This window comes from Streptomyces sp. MUM 2J (genome assembly GCF_022414535.1).
GTDB lineage: Bacteria > Actinomycetota > Actinomycetes > Streptomycetales > Streptomycetaceae > Streptomyces.
Genome location: NZ_JADWYM010000004.1, coordinates 57,449 through 75,497, shown reverse-complemented (window position 1 = coordinate 75,497; position 18,049 = coordinate 57,449). Strand labels below are relative to the sequence as shown.

The 18,049-nt window shown below is 75.1% G+C and carries 14 protein-coding genes; 1 reads left to right on the top strand and 13 read right to left on the bottom strand.

All coding sequences use genetic code 11. The annotated features are described in order from the left end of the window. Positions 1-4: 4 nt before the first annotated feature. Genes cobC through cobM form a run of 6 tightly spaced genes read right to left on the bottom strand, consistent with a single transcriptional unit; the run spans position 5 to position 6,304 of the window. On the bottom strand, positions 5-1,051 hold the full coding sequence (cobC, locus tag I3F54_RS05345) for an Rv2231c family pyridoxal phosphate-dependent protein CobC (protein ID WP_240117433.1): 1,047 nt from the start codon (positions 1,049-1,051) through the stop codon (positions 5-7). Then, positions 1,041-1,973, bottom strand: a complete 933-nt coding sequence (locus tag I3F54_RS05340) for a sirohydrochlorin chelatase (RefSeq protein ID WP_240117432.1) — start codon at positions 1,971-1,973, stop codon at positions 1,041-1,043. The genes cobC and I3F54_RS05340 overlap by 11 nt, the downstream gene beginning before the upstream one ends. Then, positions 1,970-2,560 carry a precorrin-8X methylmutase gene (locus I3F54_RS05335; RefSeq protein WP_240117431.1) on the bottom strand — a complete coding sequence of 197 codons (591 nt, stop codon included), beginning with the start codon at positions 2,558-2,560 and terminating at the stop codon, positions 1,970-1,972. Before I3F54_RS05335 ends, I3F54_RS05340 begins: the two co-directional genes overlap by 4 nt. Beyond that, the gene (gene cobJ, locus I3F54_RS05330; protein ID WP_240117430.1) at positions 2,557-4,260 is read right to left on the bottom strand and encodes a precorrin-3B C(17)-methyltransferase; all 1,704 of its coding nucleotides are present in this window, start codon (positions 4,258-4,260) and stop codon (positions 2,557-2,559) included. The genes I3F54_RS05335 and cobJ overlap by 4 nt, the downstream gene beginning before the upstream one ends. Further along, positions 4,257-5,489, bottom strand: coding sequence for a precorrin-6y C5,15-methyltransferase (decarboxylating) subunit CbiE (cbiE, locus tag I3F54_RS05325; protein ID WP_240117429.1), 1,233 nt, complete (start codon positions 5,487-5,489; stop codon positions 4,257-4,259). The genes cobJ and cbiE overlap by 4 nt, the downstream gene beginning before the upstream one ends. Then, positions 5,486-6,304 carry a precorrin-4 C(11)-methyltransferase gene (cobM, locus tag I3F54_RS05320; protein ID WP_240117428.1) on the bottom strand — a complete coding sequence of 273 codons (819 nt, stop codon included), beginning with the start codon at positions 6,302-6,304 and terminating at the stop codon, positions 5,486-5,488. The genes cbiE and cobM overlap by 4 nt, the downstream gene beginning before the upstream one ends. A 112-nt stretch (positions 6,305-6,416) precedes the next feature. Here cobM and I3F54_RS05315 point away from each other — a divergent pair, with 112 nt between their 5' ends. Continuing rightward, complete coding sequence (locus I3F54_RS05315; protein WP_240117427.1) at positions 6,417-7,145, top strand: ZIP family metal transporter; 729 nt, start codon at positions 6,417-6,419, stop codon at positions 7,143-7,145. An 11-nt stretch (positions 7,146-7,156) separates the two neighbouring features. Here the strand turns inward: I3F54_RS05315 and cobI are convergent, their stop codons facing one another. From cobI to I3F54_RS05280, 7 genes are all read right to left on the bottom strand, one after another. Next, positions 7,157-7,888 (bottom strand): precorrin-2 C(20)-methyltransferase, encoded by a 732-nt coding sequence (gene cobI, locus I3F54_RS05310; protein ID WP_240117426.1) that lies wholly within the window; start codon positions 7,886-7,888, stop codon positions 7,157-7,159. After that, the gene (locus I3F54_RS05305; RefSeq protein WP_240117425.1) at positions 7,885-9,294 is read right to left on the bottom strand and encodes a cobyrinate a,c-diamide synthase; all 1,410 of its coding nucleotides are present in this window, start codon (positions 9,292-9,294) and stop codon (positions 7,885-7,887) included. The genes cobI and I3F54_RS05305 overlap by 4 nt, the downstream gene beginning before the upstream one ends. After that, a complete protein-coding gene (gene cobO / locus I3F54_RS05300; RefSeq protein ID WP_240117424.1) occupies positions 9,288-9,887 on the bottom strand; it encodes a cob(I)yrinic acid a,c-diamide adenosyltransferase in 600 nt (199 codons plus the stop codon). Before cobO ends, I3F54_RS05305 begins: the two co-directional genes overlap by 7 nt. Beyond that, positions 9,887-11,878, bottom strand: coding sequence for a putative cobaltochelatase (locus tag I3F54_RS05295; RefSeq protein ID WP_240117423.1), 1,992 nt, complete (start codon positions 11,876-11,878; stop codon positions 9,887-9,889). The genes cobO and I3F54_RS05295 overlap by 1 nt, the downstream gene beginning before the upstream one ends. Positions 11,879-11,954: 76 nt before the next feature. Further along, complete coding sequence (gene cobN, locus I3F54_RS05290) at positions 11,955-15,605, bottom strand: cobaltochelatase subunit CobN (RefSeq protein WP_240117422.1); 3,651 nt, start codon at positions 15,603-15,605, stop codon at positions 11,955-11,957. Then, entirely contained in the window at positions 15,602-17,110 is a 1,509-nt protein-coding gene (locus I3F54_RS05285) for a cobyric acid synthase (RefSeq protein WP_240117421.1), read from the bottom strand. The genes cobN and I3F54_RS05285 overlap by 4 nt, the downstream gene beginning before the upstream one ends. Further along, complete coding sequence (locus I3F54_RS05280) at positions 17,107-18,048, bottom strand: cobalamin biosynthesis protein (RefSeq protein WP_240117420.1); 942 nt, start codon at positions 18,046-18,048, stop codon at positions 17,107-17,109. Before I3F54_RS05280 ends, I3F54_RS05285 begins: the two co-directional genes overlap by 4 nt. Position 18,049 lies beyond the last annotated feature (1 nt).

Below are 18,049 nucleotides of genomic sequence, written 5' to 3'. Positions count from 1 at the left end.
CCGGTCAGCCCAGGACCGACCGCAGTGCCTTGAGGAAACCGTCCGCCGTTCCCCGGTCCCGCACGGCGATCCGCAGCCACTCCTCGTCGAGCCCGGGGAACGTGTCCCCGCGCCGGACCGCGTACCCGCGCTCCCGCAGCCGCCGCCGCACACCCGCCGCGTCCGGCACCCGCACCAGCACGAACGGCCCCGCGGCAGGCGTCACCACCCGCAGCCCGCTTCCGGTCAGCGCCGACAGCCCGGCCACCAGGTGCGCCCGGTCCGCTGCGATGCGGTGCGCCGCGTGCCCCGCCTCCGCCAGCGCCGCCGGTTCCACGCAGGCCTGCGCCGCGGCCAGGGCCGGTGTCGACACCGGCCACAGCGGCTGGGCCCGCTCCAGCTCGGCGATCGTCTCCGGCGCGGCCAGCACGTAGCCGATGCGCAGCCCGGCCAGCCCCCAGGTCTTGGTGAGACTGCGCAGCACCACCAGCCCCGGCACGTCCATCCGCCCCGCCAGTGCCTCCCGCTCACCCGGCACGGCGTCCATGAACGCCTCGTCGACGACGAGGAGCCGCCCGGGCCGTGCGAGCCGCGCCACGGCCCCGGCCGGGTGCAGCACCGACGTCGGGTTGGTCGGGTTGCCGATCACCACGAGGTCGGCCTCCCCGGGCACGGCGGCCGGATCCAGCCGGAAGCCGTCCGCCTCCCGCAGCAGCACGCGGTCGACGCTGTGCCCGGCGTCCCGCAGCGCGGCCTCGGGCTCGGTGAACTGCGGATGCACCACCACCGGCCGCCGCACCTCCGCCGCCCGTGCCAGCAGCACGAACGCCTCCGCCGCACCCGACGTCAGCAGCACCCGCTCCACCGGCAGCCCGTGCCGCGCCGCCACCGCCGCCCGGGCCTCCCGTCCGTCCGGGTAGGCCGCCAGCCCGCCCAGCGAACCCGCGATCCGCTCCCGCAGCCACACCGGCGGGGTGTCGGCCCGCACGTTCACGGCCAGGTCGGCCAGCCGCGCCCCGTCGTCCCGCACCTCGACGTCGCCGTGGTGCCGCAGATCGTGCTCAGTGGGCATGCGCGTGCCCACCGGGGTGGTGATGGTGACCGTGCCCGTGGTGGTGACCGTCGTCGTCCGGGTGGAAGTGCGGCTGCTGCGGCGAGCCCACCTTGTCCTCGAAGCCGGGCAGCGCGATCCGGTACACGCACGTGTCGCAGTTCATCCGCAGGTCGCCCTCGACGGCCTCCCGGTACCGGTCCATCACCAGGTCGAGCAGCTCCGGCTCCGGCCCGATGACGTCCGCCGACCGCACGTCCACCTCCGGGTGCGCGGCGGCCCACCGGGCGGTCTGCTCCCGCACCCGGTCGGGCAGGATGCCGGTGAACAGGAAGTACGGCAGCACCACGATCCGTCGCGCCCCGAGCCTCAGGCAGCGCTCCAGACCGCTCGGCACGTCCGGCGCCGCCAGCGACACGAAGGCCGTCTCCACGCCGGCGTAGCCCCGGCCCTCCCACAGCAGCCGCGCCGCCTTGAACACCTCGGCGTTGGCGTCGGGGTCGGTCGAGCCCCGCCCCACCAGCAGCACGGTGACCTCCGAGCGGTCCTCCGGCGCCTGCCCGGCCCCACCCAGCGCCTCCTCCAGACGACGCTCCAGCACCGACAGCAGCGAGGGGTGCGGGCCCAGCGGGCGGCCGTAGGTGTACGAGATCCCCGGGTGCCGTTCCTTCTCGCGGGCCAGCGCGGCCGGGATGTCGCCCTTGGCGTGCCCGGCGGACACCAGCATCAGCGGTACGGCGGCGAACCGCCGGGCTCCACGCTCCACCAGCTCGGCGACCGCCTCGCCCAGCGGCGGCGGCGACAGCTCGATGAATCCGCCCGCGACGGGCAGTTCGGGGTGGCGGCGGCCCAGCTCACGGACGAAGCCGCGGAACGCCTCGGCTCCGGCGTCGTCCCGGGTGCCGTGTCCGGCGACGAGCAGGGCGGGCGGCGGGGTGGTCACGACGGGTTCTCCTCAGCAGAAACAGGGTGGTACAGCAGGGCGTTGAGGGCGGCCGCGGCGACCGCGGACCCGCCCTTCTCGGACACGTTGCTCACCGCGGGCAGCCCGCTGTCGCGCAACGCGGCCTTGGACTCGGCCGCGCCGACGAAACCGACGGGCAGACCGATCACGAGGGCCGGGTCGGCGTCGAGGGCGAGCAGTTCCTCCAGGGCGGTCGGCGCGCAGCCGATCACCCACAGGGCGCCGGGCCCGACGTCCTCGTAGGCGAGCCGGACGGCGTGTGCCGAACGGGTCAGTCCCGGACCGGACTTCGCGTCCCTGAGGCGGCACACGGTGTCCCGCCGGGTGATGCCGGCCGCGACCATCTCGACGTCCACGACGACGGGCGCCCCGGCGTGCAGCGCCGCATGCGCCCGCACCAGGTCGGCCTCGTCCGTGACGAGGTCACCGGCGTACTCCAGGTCGGCCGCGGAGTGGATGACCCGCTCCACCACCGCCCGGGTCAGCGCGGGCAGGTGCGAGGTGTCCAGCCGGGCCCGCAGCCGGCGGAAGGACTCCTGTTCTATGGGGTGGACGACACGGTTCACCGGGCGACCTCCGGGGTGCTCTCCTGCCAGCGGTAGCCGCGCGGGGTGACCATGCGCCCCGCGATCTCACGGGTCGCGGTGTTGCCCACCGTGACGACCGTCATCATGTCGACCGTCGCCGGGTCCAGCGCGCCCAGCGTCGTCAGGCGGGCGGACTCGCCGGGCCGCGAGGCGTTGCGCACCACACCGACGGGCGTGCCCGGGGCACGGTGCCCGGCGAGGATCGCCAGCGCCTTCGGCAGCTGCCAGTCACGGCCGCGCGACCGCGGGTTGTAGAAGGTCACGACGATGTCGGCCGCGGCTGCTGCCTGCACCCGGCGCTCGATGACCTCCCACGGGGTGTGCAGGTCGGAGAGGCTGATCGACACATGGTCGTGGCCGAGCGGCGCCCCGAGGACCGCCGCCGCCGCGAGCGCCGCGGTCACCCCCGGCACCCCGACCACGTCGATGTCCTCGGAGGCCTCCGCCAGTGCGGGCGAGGCCATGGCGTACACCCCGGCGTCCCCGCTGCCGATCAACGCGACCGCGTGCCCGCGCCGGGCCTCGGCGACCGCGGTGCGCGCCCGTTCCTCCTCGGCGCCCAGCCCCGACTCCAGGATCCGGGTGCCCGGCCGCAGCAGGTCGCGGATCTGGTCGACGTACTGGTCGAGCCCCACCAGCACCGAGGCGCGCTGCAGTTCGGCCCTGGCGCGCGGTGTGAGCAGGTCCCGGGCGCCCGGACCGAGCCCGACGACCGCGAGCCGGCCGCGTCCCGGACGCCTCACCACGGCACAGGTCGCCATCGCGGGCAGCCCGTCGGCGCGCTCCGACTTCCGCTTGGGGACGAGGAGTTCACCGCCCTGTGCGAGGGCCGCGGCTTCGGCGACGGACGGTGTTCCCACCGCGGCGAGCGGCGCGTTTGACGGGTTCGGCACCACCACGGCCGCCAGCTCCTCGGCGGAGTAGGTCACGACGGGAACCCCGAGCCGCCCGGCGGCCCGCACGATGCCCGGCTCGCCGGCCTTGGTGTCGACGGTGGCGAGCTCGGCGACCGACCGGGCGGACAGCCCCGCCTCCCGCAGGGCGTCCGCGACCAGCCCCAGCACCTCCTCCTCGGGGGCGCCCCGCGACGCACCCACCCCCACGACCAGGGACGGCGGGCGCAGCAGCACCTCGCGCTCGCCGGGCTCGACCGCGCGATCGGTGACCCGGACGCCGTACGCACCCCGTTCGGCCACGGGCAGCGGCGGCAGCGGCCACGGCACCTCGGTGGTGAGCGTCACCGGCTCCCCGTCGAGCAGCGCCCGCGTCACCGCGGCGACGGCGCCCTCGACCGGGAACCCGAGCGTGTCCAGGCCCGCGATCCCCACGGCGTCCGTCGCGGTCGTCACCACCGGCTCGGCACCCAGCACCTCGCCCACCGCGCGGGCCAGGTCGTTGGCGCCGCCGCCGTGCCCGCCCAGCACCGGTACCGCGTACCGGGCGGCCTCGTCGACGCACACCACACCCGGGTCGTTCGTCTTGCCGGCCAGCAGCGGTGCCACGAGCCGGACGACCGCGCCGGTGGCCAGGAAACAGACGAGTTCCTCGCACTCGGCGAACGCCCGCCGGACGGCGTCGGCGACGGGACCCTCGTAGACCCGGGTACGGTCCGGCCACGCCGCGGCCAGCCGGTCCCGTGCCGTGGCCCCCGCCGCGGTGGCGGAAATCAGGCCGATCACTGGGCAACTCCTTCTTCAGCGGCTGCCGGGGGCCGGGCGCCCCACAGCAGGAATACGGGATTGGTGGCCGCGAGCCGGGACACGTCCCCCGGCAGCGGAGCCATCCGCGACGACTGCAGCAGCACGCCGTCGCAGACGAACCCGGCGTCCGTGAGCGCCGTCCGGGCCGCCGGCACCCGGTCCAGCGCGGCCATCGCGACGACCACGGTCCGCCGGGCCCGCCGCGCGCACGCGGTGACCACGGCGGGCAGGTCGCGCCCGCCGCCCCCGACGAACACCGCGTCGGGGGCGGCGAGTCCGGACAGCGCCGCCGGAGCCGCCCCGTGCACCACGTGCACGTCGACGCCGTGGGCGGAGGCGTTGGCGCGGACCCGCGCGACACCGTCCGCGGACTTCTCCACGGCGGTCACCGCCGCACCGAGCCGCGCGCACTCCACCGCCACCGAGCCGGAGCCCGTGCCGACGTCCCACACCAGATCGCCGGGGCGCGGTCCGAGCCGCGCCAGGGCCAGCGCCCGCACCTCGAACTTGGTGATCATCGAGTCGCGGTGGGCGAACGCGTCCTCCGGCAGTGCCCACCCGGCCGGCCCCAGGAGCCCGCCCGCGACGGTGCTCACGGCGCCCACGGCCCGCGCCTCGTCCAGGCACAGCACGACGTTCACCGCGGGCCCCCAGTCCCGCGCGGCTGCCTCGGCCGGCGTCACCCGCTCCACCCGCTCCCCGGGCGAGCCGAGCGCGGACGCCACGACGAGGATCCGGTCGTACCCCCGCAGGGCGGCGCCCAGTTCGGCGGGACCGGCACCGGGACCGGTCAGCACCGCCACCTTCGGATACGCCCGGCACACGTTGACCGCGGTGCGCGGCTCCCGCCCGTGGGCACTGACCACCACCGCGTCGTCCCAGGCCAGCCCGAGCCGTGCGAAGGCGGTGGCGACGGAGGACACCCCGGGACGCACCTCGACCGTCCCGGGCCCGAACCGCTCGGCGAGCACCCGGACGATCCCGAAGAACCCCGGGTCGCCGGAGGCCAGCACGACGACCCGGCCCCCGCGTTCCAGGTGCCGTGCGACGGCGTCGAGGGCGGGCGCGAGCGGCCCCAGGACGACCCGCTCGACGGAGTCGGGCATTCGGGCGGCGTCCAGGTGCCGCCGCCCGCCCACGACCAGTGCGGTCCCGGCCGGTACCTCGGCGGCCGGCGTCCCCGTCCCCGTCCCGATGACGGTGATCACGTGCTCGCCCCCCGCTCGCGCAGGGCCCGGCGCGCCTCGGGGTCGGCCCTGCGGTGCCCGTGGAAGTGGCCCGGGTGGTACAGGTGCGAGCGCGTGCCGTGCGCGTCCAGCGCCGGCCCGACGAGGAACAGCGTGTGCTTCCAGAGCCGGTGCTCCTTGACCGTCTCCTCCAGTGTGCCGATCGTGCACGTCACGATCAGCTCCTCCGGCCACGTCGCCTGATGGGCGACGACCACCGGCGTCGACGTCGGGTAGCCGCCCTCCAGCAGCTCCCGTACCAGCTGTCCGCTGCGCGCCGCCGACAGGAAGACCGCCATGGTCGTGCCGTGCCGGGCGAACTCCCGCACCTCCTCGCCCGGCGGCATCGGGGTCTTGCCGCCGCCCAGCCGGGTGAGGACGACCGACTGCGCGACCTCCGGGATCGTCAGTTCGCGCTGCGCGAGCGCGGCCACGGCGGAGAAGGAGGAGACGCCCGGCACGATCTCCGTCGCGATGCCGATCGCGTGGCAGCGGTCGACCTGCTCCTGCGTGCCGCCCCACAGGGCGGGGTCGCCGGAGTGGATCCGGGCCACCCGCAGACCCTCGGTGTGCGCCCGCCGGTACACGGCGACGACGTCCTCCAGGGACATGACCGCCGAGTCGAGGATCTCCGCGCCCTCACGCGCGTGCCGCAGGACCTCCTCCTGGACCAGGCTCGCCGCCCAGATCACGACGTCGGCCTCGGCGATGGCGCGCGCGGCGCGGAACGTCAACAGATCGGCGGCGCCGGGGCCGGCACCGACGAAGGTCACCTTGCCGGTGGGGGCATCGGCCATGGAAATCGGTCCTCCTGCGAGTCGGTACGTGGCTTCAGTGCGTGAGCGGGACGCGGGTGCGGGGACGGCCGCCGGGGTGCGCGAAGGGCCGCCGATCCGGTAGCAAAGGCCCATGGCGGTCCTCGTCGCGCTGGGCGCGTTCCTGATGACGCTGGTCGGCGGCTGGACGGCACAGCGGGTGACCGACCGCCGCCATCTGGTGCTGGGCCTGGCCGGCGGGCTGATGCTCGGCGTGGTCGGCCTGGACCTGCTGCCGGAGGCCCTCAGGGCGGCGGGCACCGAGGTCTACGGCGTCCCGGCCGCGCTCCTGCTGTTCGTGGCGGGTTTCCTGCTGGCCCATCTGGTGGAACGCCTGCTGGCCGCCCGCCGCGCCGCGCACGGCGCCGGTGAGCACTCCCACCGGGCGCCCGAGGTGGGCCTGACAGCCGCCGCGGCGATGGTGGGGCACAGCGCCATGGACGGCGTGGCGATCGGCGCGTCCTTCCAGGTCGGCAGCGGGATGGCGACCGCGGTCGCACTCGCGGTGATCGCCCACGACTTCGCGGACGGCTTCAACACCTTCACCCTCACCAGCCTGTACGGCAACGCCCGCCGCAAGGCCGTGGCGATGCTCGTCGCGGACGCCGTCGCGCCCGTCGCCGGAGCCGCCGCGGCGGCGTTCGTCGCCATCCCCGAGGGCCTCCTCGGCGGTTACCTCGGTCTGTTCGGCGGCGTGCTGCTCTACCTCGCCGCGGCCGAGATCCTGCCCGAGGCGCACCACGACCACCCCGCCCGCTCGACCCTGCTGTGCACGGTCGCGGGCGCGGCGTTCATCTGGCTGGTGGTCGGCATCGCCGGCTGACCCGGGCGGCGTCACAGCTTGCCGCCCCGCCCGCCGTCGCGCCGCGGCGGGGCGATGAGCGTCGACAGGTACGGCAGCGCGGCCCCGTCGATGTCGGCGGCCGGCCGGACGGACTCCTCCGGCAGCCCCAGCGCCGACCCCCACACGGCGTCGCCGATCCGCCCGGTCTCCCGCAGGGCCCGGGCCACCTCGGCGGCCTGCCGGCCGAACTTGTACGCCACGACCGTGCCCGGTCCGCGCAGCGCCTCCTCCAGCACGGCCGTCCCGGCGGTCACCGGCACCAGCGTGAGCGGTTCCGTCCCCTCGGTCAGTACCGCACCCGAGCGGGCCGCCAGGTCCTGCATGGCGGTGACACCGGGCACCGTCTCCACGACCGTGCCCGGCACCAGGCCGGAGACGGTCTGCGCGAGATAGGTGAACGTCGAGTACACGTTGGGGTCGCCGATGGTGGCGAAGGCGACCGTGCCGTGCTCCCGCAGCAGCTCCGCGACCCTGCGGCCGGCCGCGTCCCAGGCGGCCTCCCGGCGCGCCCGGTCGGTCCGCTCGTTCAGCGCGAACACCACGCGGACCACCTTGTCGGCGGGCACGTAGTGCAGCACGGTGGCCTCGGCCCGCCCCCGCTCGCCGCTGTCCATCACCGGCACCACCACGACCTCGGCCGCCCGCAGCGCGCCGACCCCCTTCACGGTCACCAGCTCCGGGTCGCCGGGACCGACCCCGACACCGATCAGCCTGCTGCTCATGACGTCCGGCACCTCTCCACGAACCGACGGGCGACACCGGGCGCGGACGCCCAGTGCGTGTGCAGGTAGCTCGCGTGCACACCGCGCTGTACGAAACCCTCGACCCGCCGCGCGGGGGCGCTGAGCCCCCAGGCGGGATCCGCCCCGGCACCCGGCTCCACGACCGTGCGATGGAACTCGTGCCCGCGCATCCGCGCGCCCGCGGCCGCCAGCGAGCTGTCGCCGACGGCGACGGCGTCCCGGTAGCCGAGGGTGAGCCGCTCGCTCATGCGGGCGGTCGCGTCGAGCACCCCGCACAGCGGCTGCCCGTCCAGCTCCCGGCACAGGTACAGCAGCCCCGCGCACTCGGCCGCGACCGGCGCACCGCTCAGCGCCAGCTCGGCGACCCGTGCGCGCAGCGGCTCGTTGGCCGACAGCCCGGCGGCGTGCACCTCGGGGAAGCCGCCGCCCACGACCAGGCCGGCGGTGCCCTCGGGAAGCCGTTCGTCCCGCAGCGGATCGAAGACGACGACCTCGGCTCCGGCAGCGGCGAGCAGTTCGGTGTGTTCGGCGTAGGAGAAGGTGAACGCCTCCCCGCCGGCCACCGCGACCACCGGCCGCGGCGATCCGGTCCGTGCCGGCGGCTCGGCCGTCCGCGACGGATCGCCGGGGCCGTCCGCGGCGACGGCCCCCGCCGCGTCCCAGGCCGCGTCCGGCAGCGCGCCCGCACTGCGCGCCAGCGCCGTCAGCGCCTCCAGGTCGCAACCGTCGGCGACCTGCGCGGCCATCGCCGCGACGGCCTCCACCGCCGCGGACCGCCGCTCGGCGACCGGCACCAGCCCGAGGTGGCGGGAGGGCGTGCCGACCTGCGCCGTCCGCCGCAGGGCACCGAGCACCGGCACCCCGGACGACTCCAGCGCCTCCCGCAGCAGCGCCTCGTGCCGGTCGGAGGCGACCTTGTTCAGGATCACGCCCCCGATCCGCACCCGCGGATCCCAGGAGGCGAACCCGTGCACCAGCGCCGCCACCGACCGTGACTGCGAGGACGCGTCCACGACCAGCACGACCGGCGCCCGCAGAAGCCCTGCGACATGGGCGGTGGACGCCAGCTCGCCCTGCCCGGCGGCGCCGTCGAACAGCCCCATCACGCCCTCGACCACGGCCAGGTCGCAGCCCCGCGCCCCGTGCAGGAACAGCGGGGCGACCAGCTCCGGCCCGCACAGGTAGGCGTCCAGGTTGCGGCCCGTCCGCCCGGTGGCGAGCGCGTGGTACCCGGGGTCGATGTAGTCCGGCCCGACCTTGTGGGGGGACACCCTCAGCCCCCGCCCGGCGAGGGCGGCCATCAACCCCGTGGCGACGGTGGTCTTGCCGCTGCCCGAACACGGCGCGGCGATCACCAGCCGGGGCACGGACGAGGACGTCACCACTCGATGCCTCTCTGGCCCTTCTGACCGGCGTCCATCGGGTGCTTGACCTTCGACATGTCGGTGACGAGGTCGGCGAGGCCGACGAGCTTCTCCGGAGCGTTCCGCCCGGTGATCACCACGTGCTGGGTCCCCGGCCGGTCGCGGAGCACCTCGACGACCTCGTCGGTGTCCACCCAGCCCCAGTGCATCGGGTACGCGAACTCGTCGAGGACGTACAGCCGGTACGTCTCGGCCGCGAGGTCCCGCTTGACCTGCTCCCAGCCCTCGCGGGCCTTCTCCTCGTTGTCCGTCTGGGCATCGCGCTGGACCCACGACCAGCCCTCGCCCATCTTGTGCCAGTCGACGGTGCCGCCCTCGCCGGAGGCGCCGAGCACGCGCAGCGCGTTCTCCTCGCCCACCTTCCACTTCGCCGACTTGACGAACTGGAACACCCCGATCGGCCACCCCTGGTTCCAGGCGCGCAGCGCCAGCCCGAAGGCGGCGGTCGACTTGCCCTTCCCGACCCCGGTGTGCACGACGACGAGCGGCCGGTTGCGCCGCTGACGGGTCGTCAGCCCGTCGTCCGGGATGACGCTCGGCTGTCCCTGAGGCATTACGCGGCCCTCCTGCTGCCCTGCACGTCCTTCACCAGACCGGCGATGCTGTCGGCCCGCAACTCGTCCAGCGTCACGGCGGTCCCGCCCAGCTCACCCGCGAGCTTCCCGGCGAGCCCCAGCCGCACCGGCCCGGACTCGCAGTCCACGACCACCGAGGCGACCTCGTCGGCCGCGAACAACCCGGCAGCCTTCGCGGCGAGCAGCAGCGGCTCCGGCCCACCCGTGGCCCGCCCGTCGGTCACCACGACGACCAGCGCCCGGCGCGCCGCGTCCCGCAGCCGCTCCACCCGCAGCACCTCGTGCGCCTTGAGCAGCCCGGCCGCCAGCGGTGTACGCCCGCCCGTCGGCAGCGACTCCAGCCGCGCCGCCGCGGCGTCCACGGAGGAGGTCGGCGGCAGCGCCACCTCGGCGGCGGATCCCCGGAAGGTCACCAGCCCCACCTTGTCCCGCCGCTGGTACGCGTCGAGCAGCAACGACAGCACGGCCCCCTTCACCGCGCCCATCCGCTGCCGCGCCGCCATCGACCCGGAGGCGTCGACCACGAACAGGACGAGATTGGACTCGTGGCCCTCCCGCACCGTTTGCCTGAGATCGTCACGACGCAGGAGGAGCCCGGGCCCGGTGCGCCCGCGCGCCCGCTGGTGCGGTGCGGCGGCCCGCACGGTCGCCGCCAGATGCAGCTTCGTCAACGCGCCGCGCGGCCGCCGGGCCCCGGTCGTGCGCCCGTGCTCGGTCCGCGCCCGTGAGCGCCGCCCGGCGGCGCCCTGACCGATCCCGGGCACACTCAGCGCCTTCGTCCGGAACGGCTCCGCGGCCCGCACGGCGGACTGCTCCGCGCTCCCGGAGGCCTGCGGCTCGCCGCCTTCACCGGCCTCGGGCCGCGCGGCCGTGTCCCCGCCCTGCGGTCCCTCGTCGGGCGACGGCTGCCCACCGCCCCCACCGCCACCGCCCCCGCCGTCGGGGTCGGGGTCGTCGTCGCCGGAGAACTCCTCCAGCGTCTGGTCGAGCTTGTCCTCGTCCAGCCCGGGCGCGTCGAAGGGGTTCCGCCTGCGCCGGTGCGGCAGCGCCAGCAGCGCCGCCTGCCGCACGTCCTCGGCCAGTACGTCCGTACGCCCGGCCCACGCGGCCAGCGCGGTGGCGGTCCGCGCCATGACGATGTCGGCCCGCATGCCGTCCACTTCGAAAGCCGCACATGTCGCCGCGATCTGCCGCAACGCCCCGTCGCCCAGCCGCACGGACGGCAGCAGCTCACGCGCCGCCACGATCCGAGCCCGTACGGCCCGCTCCTCCTGCGCCCACCGGCCGGTGAACCCGGCGGGGTCGTCGTCGTAGGCGAGCCGCCGCCGCACCACCTCGACCCGCTGGTCCGGCTCCCGCGAGGCGGCCACCTCGACGGTCAGCCCGAAGCGGTCCAGGAGCTGGGGCCTTAGTTCGCCTTCCTCCGGGTTCATGGTCCCGACGAGCAGGAAGCGCGCCGCGTGCCGTACGGAGACGCCCTCGCGTTCGACGTACGAGGCGCCCATCGCGGCCGCGTCCAGCAGCAGGTCGACGAGGTGGTCGTGGAGCAGGTTCACCTCGTCGACGTAGAGGATCCCGCGATGGGCGGCGGCCAGCAGGCCCGGTTCGAAGGCCTTCACGCCCTCGGCGAGCGCCCGCTCGATGTCGAGGGCGCCCACCAGCCGGTCCTCGGAGGCGCCGACGGGGAGCTCGACCATGCGGGCGGGGCGCGCCGTCCCTTCGCCGGGCTCGTGCGGCCCGTCCGGACACGCCGGGTCGGGAGCCACCGGGTCGCAGGAGAAACGGCAGCCCGGCACCACGCCCACCTCGGGCAGCAGCGCGGACAGCGCCCGGACCGCGGTGCTCTTCGCGGTCCCCTTCTCGCCCCGGACCAGTACCCCGCCCACGGCGGGACTCACCGCGTTCAGGAGCAGTGCAAGACGCAGGTCGTCCTGTCCGACGACGGCGGTGAACGGATAGGGCCTGCTCACGCGGTGATCACTCCTTCGGATGGTTCATGCCCGGGCGGCAGCCCGGGGCCCGGTGCCGCGAAGGTCAGGAGGCGGATCATCCGTCCCCCTCCAGGTCTCCCTCGAGTTCGAGGTAGGTCGCCCGGAGCCGGTCCAGGGTCTCCTGGTCCGGCTCCGCCCAGAGCCCTCGGTCCGCCGCTTCCAGCAGGCGCTCCGTGATGCCGCGCAGCGCCCACGGGTTGGACTTCCGCATGAACTCCTGGTTCTCCGGCGAGAAGACGTACTCCGCGCTCAACCTCTCGTACATCCAGTCGTCGACCACGCCGGCCGTCGCGTCGTACCCGAACAGGTAGTCCACGGTGGCCGCCATCTCGAAGGCACCCTTGTAGCCGTGCCGCCGCATGGCCGCCATCCAGCGCGGATTGACGACCCGGGCCCGGAACACGCGGTGCGTCTCCTCGCCCAGCGTCCGCGTCCGCACCTGGTCGGGCACCGCCGAATCCCCGACGTACGCCTCGGGGCTGGCCCCGGTCAGATGCCGCACCATCGCGACCATGCCGCCGTGGTACTGGAAGTAGTCGTCGGCATCGGCGATGTCGTGCTCCCTGGTGTCGACGTTCTTCGCCGCCACCGCGATCCGCCGGAACGCCGTCTCCATGTCGCCGCGCGCCGCCCGTCCGTCCAGACCGCGGCCGTAGGCGTAGCCACCCCAGACGGCGTACACCTCGGCGAGGTCGGCGTCCGAGCGCCAGTTGCGGGCGTCGATCAGCGGCAGCAGACCCGCGCCGTAGGCACCCGGCTTGGAGCCGAAGATCCGGGCCGTCGCCCGGCGCCGGTCGCCGTGCCCGGCGGTGTCCTCGTCCGCGTGGGCCTTCACGAAGTTCGCTTCGGCCGGCTCGTCCAGTTCGGCCACCGCCCGCACCGCGTCGTCGAGCAGTCCGACCACGTGCGGGAAGGCGTCCCGGAAGAAGCCGGAGATCCGCACCGTCACGTCGATGCGGGGCCGCCCCAGCTCCTCCGGCGGGATCACCTCGAACCCGGTCACCCGCCTCGACGCGTCGTCCCACACCGGCCGGCACCCCAGCAGCGCCAGGACCTCGGCGATGTCGTCGCCCTGCGTCCGCATGGCCGATGTCCCCCACACCGTCAGCCCGACCGACTGCGGATACCCGCCGGTGTCCTTCAGGTAGCGCTGCACCAGCGAGTCGGCGAGCGACTGCCCGACCTCCCAGCTCAGGCGCGACGGGATCGCCTTGGGGTCGACGGAGTAGAAGTTCCGCCCGGTCGGCAGGACGTTGACGAGCCCGCGGGTCGGCGAGCCCGAGGGCCCGGCCGGGACGTAACCCCCGCGCAGCGCCCGCAGGATGTGCCCGATCTCGTCGGTGGTCCGGGCCAGCCGCGGCACGACCTCGGTGCAGGCGAACTCCAGCACGGCCACGGCGTCGGGGAGCCCGGCCCCGAGCACCTCCCGCACCAGCGGCGCCGCCTCGGCCACCGCCCAGGCGCGCTCCTCCATCCCCTCCGCGATCCGCCGGCACAGCTGCTCCAGCAGGTCGACGGCGTCGGAGGCGGTGCGCGAGGGACCTGCGACCAGGTCCGTCAGCTCCGCGGGCACCTTCACCGGAGCCCCCGGTTCGGCCAGCAACTCCTTCTCGACCAGACCGAAACGAGCGGCCAGGGCGGCCCGCAGCCCCGGCAGGGCGTCGGCCTGTCCGCCCCACACCTGCGCGGCACGCAGCACGGCCAGCACGAGGTTCACGCGCGGCCCGCCGACCGGCCCGCCGCCCAGGACGTGCAGCCCGTCGCGGATCTGCACGTCCTTGATCTCGCACAGGTAGCCGTCGATGTGCATGACGAACTCGTCGAACGCGTCGTCGTCCGGCTGCTCGTCGACATGCAGGTCGTGGTGGAGTTCCGCGGCCCGCACCAGGGTCCAGATCTGGCTGCGGACCGTCGGCGCCTTCCCCGGATCCAGGTCGCTGACGAGCGCGTACTCGTCCAGCAGCTGTTCCAGCTTCGCCAGGTCCCCGTAGGTGTCGGCGCGCGCCATCGGCGGCACCAGATGGTCCACCACGGTCGCGTGCCCGCGCCGCTTGGCCTGGGTGCCCTCGCCGGGGTCGTTGACGATGAACGGATAGATCAGCGGCAGGTCCCCGAGGACCGCGTCCGGAGCGCACCCTCCGCTCAGGCCGAGCCCCTTGCCCGGCAGCCACTCCATCGTGCCGTGCTTGCCCATGTGGACGACCGCGTCGGCGCCGAAGGAGTTCTCCAGCCACCGGTAGGCGGCCATGTAGTGGTGCGACGGCGGCATGTCCGGGTCGTGGTAGATCGCGATCGGGTTCTCCCCGAAGCCGCGCGGCGGCTGGATCATGACCACGACGTTCCCGAAGCGCAGCGAGGCGAGCACGATGTCGTCGCCGTCGACGTACAGGCTGCCCGGCGGCTCGCCCCACGCCTCCACCATCGCCTCGCGCAGCTCGGGGTCGAGTGTGCCGAACCAGGCCCGGTAGTCGGCGAGCGGCACCCGCGCGGGAGCGGCGGCCAGCTGCGCCTCGGTCAGCCACTCCACGTCGTGACCACCGGCCCCGATGAGTCGGTGGATCAGTTCGTCCCCGTTGTCGGGGTGCCCGTCGACGACGTATCCGGCGTCCCGCAGCGCGTCCAGCACGCGTACCGCCGAGGCGGGCGTGTCGAGGCCGACGGCGTTGCCGACGCGCGAGTGCTTGGTCGGGTAGGCGGTGAAGACGAGCGCGATGCGCTTCCCGGCGTTCGGCTTGTGCCGCAGCCGGGCGTGGCGCACGGCGATCCCGGCGACCCGTGCGGCGCGCCCGGGGTCGGCCCGGTAGACCGGTACGTCGTCCGGGCCCTGCTCCTTGAAGGAGAACGGCACGGTGATCAGGCGCCCGTCGAACTCCGGGATCGCGACCTGCATCGCCGCGTCCATCGGGGACAGGGCGGCGTCCGAGGCGTCCCAGGCGGCCCGCGAGGAGGTGAGGCACAGGCCCTGCAGCACCGGGACGTCGAGGTCGGCCAGCGCCCCGACGTCCCAGGCCTCCTCGTCGCCTCCTGCCGACGCCTGCGAGGCGTGTGTGCCGCCGGCCGCCAGGACCGTGGCGACCAGGGCGTCCGCCCGGCCGAGGGTCTCGTACAGTCCGGCGTCCGCGCCGCGCAGCGAACCGCAGTACACGGGAAGGGCGTTGGCGCCCTGCGCCTCGATCGCGTCGCACAGGGTGTCGACGAAGGCGGTGTTGCCGCTCAGTTCGTGCGCCCGGTAGAAGAGCACGCCGACGGTCGGCCGGCCCTCCCGCACGGTGCGGTCGCCGTGCACCCCGTACTCCGGCATCCGCCGGGGCGCGGCGAAGCCCTCGCCGGTCAGCAGCACGGTGTCGGACAGGAAGCGGGCCAGCTCGGTCAGGTTCTCCGGACCGCCCTCGACGAGGTACTTCAGCGCCTCCGCGACCACACCGGCGGGCACGCTCGACTCGGCCATCAGCTCCGCGTCCGGCACGGCCTCGCCGCCGAGCAGCACGGTCGGGACGCCGGAGGCCTTCAGCGCGGCCAGCCCGTCCTCCCAGGCCCGCTTGCCGCCCAGCAGCCGTACGACGGCGATGCCGGCGCCGTCGACCAGCGCGGGGAGTTCCTCCGCCACGTCCACGCGCGTGGGATTGCCGATCCGGTACGGCGCACCCGAGGCGCGGGCCGCCAGCAGGTCCGTGTCGGCGGTCGACAACAACAACACTGTGCTCATGCGGGCGCTCCCGGTGGAATGAAAGGCAGTCCTTGCGGCGCGCCCGACTCGATGAGCCGCCACAGCGCGTCCGTGTCCGCGTGCTGTTCGATCAGGTCGCCGAGCCGGTCGAGCTGCTCCTCGCGCAGCGCGGCGAAGGAGGTGTCCGGTGCCGGCACGAACCGGCGGCCGGCGGCGGCGGCCACCTCGCGCAGGAAGGCGCGCCGGAACCCGTCCGACTCCAGCGAGCCGTGCCAGTGGGTGCCCCAGGTCTGGCCGGTCCGGCAGCCGTCCAGGAAGGGCGTGCCGCCGTGCACCTCGGCCACCCCGTGGTGGATCTCGTACCCGGCGACCTGCTCGCCGAGGGCTTCGCCGACGGGCCGGGCGAGGGTCTTGCCGGGCGCGAACTCGACCCGCACGGGCAGGATCCCGAGCCCGTCGACCCGGCCGCGCCGGCTCTCCACGTCGTCCTCGATGTGTTCGGCGAGGATCTGGAATCCGCCGCAGATGCCCAGGACGGGGCGGTGCTCGGCCGCCCTGCGCCGGATCGCCGCGGCGAGGCCGCGCTCGTGCAGCCAGTCCAGTGCACGGACGGTCCCGCGGGTCCCGGGCACCACCACCAGGTCCGCGTCCGCCAGTTCCTCGGGACGGTCCACGAACCGCACCACCACGCCCGGTTCGGCGGCGAGCGCGTCGACGTCCGTGAAGTTCGACATCAGGGGGATCGCGCAGACGGCGACGCGCAGCACGTCCTCGCCGACGGGCGCGGACACCCGCGACTCGCGGACCGTGCCGCGCAGCGACACCCTCAGTCCGTCCTCCTCGTCGATGCCGAGGCCGTTCCGGAACGGCAGCACGCCGTACGTGCCCCGGCCGGTGAGGCCGCGGAGCATGTCCAGCCCGGGCTCCAGCAGGGACACGTCGCCGCGGAACTTGTTGACCAGGAACCCCGCGACCAGCTCCTGGTCCTCGGGCGACAGCAGCGCGACGGTGCCGAAGAAGGACGCGAAGACGCCGCCGCGGTCGATGTCCCCGACGACGAGGACGGGCAGCCGCGCCGCGCGCGCCACGCCCATGTTGACGATGTCGGTCCGTCGCAGATTGATCTCGGCGGGCGAACCGGCCCCCTCACAGATCACCGCGTCATACGTGCCCCGCAACTCGGTCAGGCACTCCACCACCGTGCCCAGCAGCCCCTGCTGGCGCCCTCCGTGGTAGCCGCGGGCGCTCAGCTCGCCCACGGGCCTGCCCAGCAGCACGACCTGGCTGCTCTGCTCCCCGCCGGGCTTGAGCAGCACGGGGTTCATCAGCGCGGTCGGCTCGATCCGGCACGCCTGCGCCTGCATGGCCTGTGCCCGCCCGATCTCGGCTCCCTCCCGTGTCACGAAGGAGTTGAGGGACATGTTCTGGGCCTTGAACGGCGCGACCTTGACGCCCTGCCGCACCAGCCAGCGGCAGATCCCGGCGGTGACGACGCTCTTGCCGGCGTCGGAGGTGGTGCCGGCGACGAGGAGACCGCCGTTCATGAGCTGCGTCCCTTCACGAGGAGGCGCGCGGCGGCACCGGCGCCGAGCGCGAGCCAGCCAACCCGCCGGGAGAGGCGTACGGCACGGTCGATGTCGTTCGGGTGGACGGCGCGCCCCTGCCCGTTCAGGACGGGCCGGTGCTCCACGCGCCCCCCGTACGACAGCGTTCCGCCGAGCCGTACGCCGAGCGCCCCGGCGAAGGACGCCTCCACGGGACCGGCGTTGGGGCTCGGGTGCCGGGAGGCGTCGGCCCGCCAGGCGCGGGCGGCGCCCCGGGGATCGGGACCGGCCAGCGCGGCGAGCACGGCGGTCAGCCGCGCGCCGGGCCACCCGGCGGCGTCGTCGAGCCGGGCGGAGGCCCAGCCGTAGCGGCGGTAGCGGGGGGAGCGGTGGCCCACCATGGCGTCGAGGGTGTTGACGGCCCGGAACCCGAGCAGCCCCGGCACTCCGGCGGCGGCGCCCCACACCAGCGCGCCCACCACGGCGTCGGAGGTGTTCTCGGCCACGGACTCCACGACCGCGCGGGCGATCCCGTCGGCGTCCAGGGCCTGCGGGTCCCGCCCGCACAGGTGGGGCAGCCGCCGGCGGGCCGCCTCGACGTCCCCGTTGGCCAGCGCCTCCCCGACGGTCCGGGCCTCGCGGGCCAGGGACGTACCGCCGACGACGGACCAGGTGGCGACCGCGGTCAGCGCGACGGAGACGGCGGGGGAGCGGCGCACGGCGCGCGCGGCGACGGCACCCAGCGCGACGGCGCCCCCGGCGCACACGGCGGTGTGCAGTGCTCCCCGGCCGAGGTGGTCGCGGTACAGGACGCGTTCGACGGCAGCCGCGGCACGCCCGAACGCGGCGACAGGATGCCCGCGGCGCGGGTCGCCGAGAACCAGGTCGCCGAGAAGGCCGGCGGCGGCGCCGTACGCGAAGACGCGTTCGGCACGCATG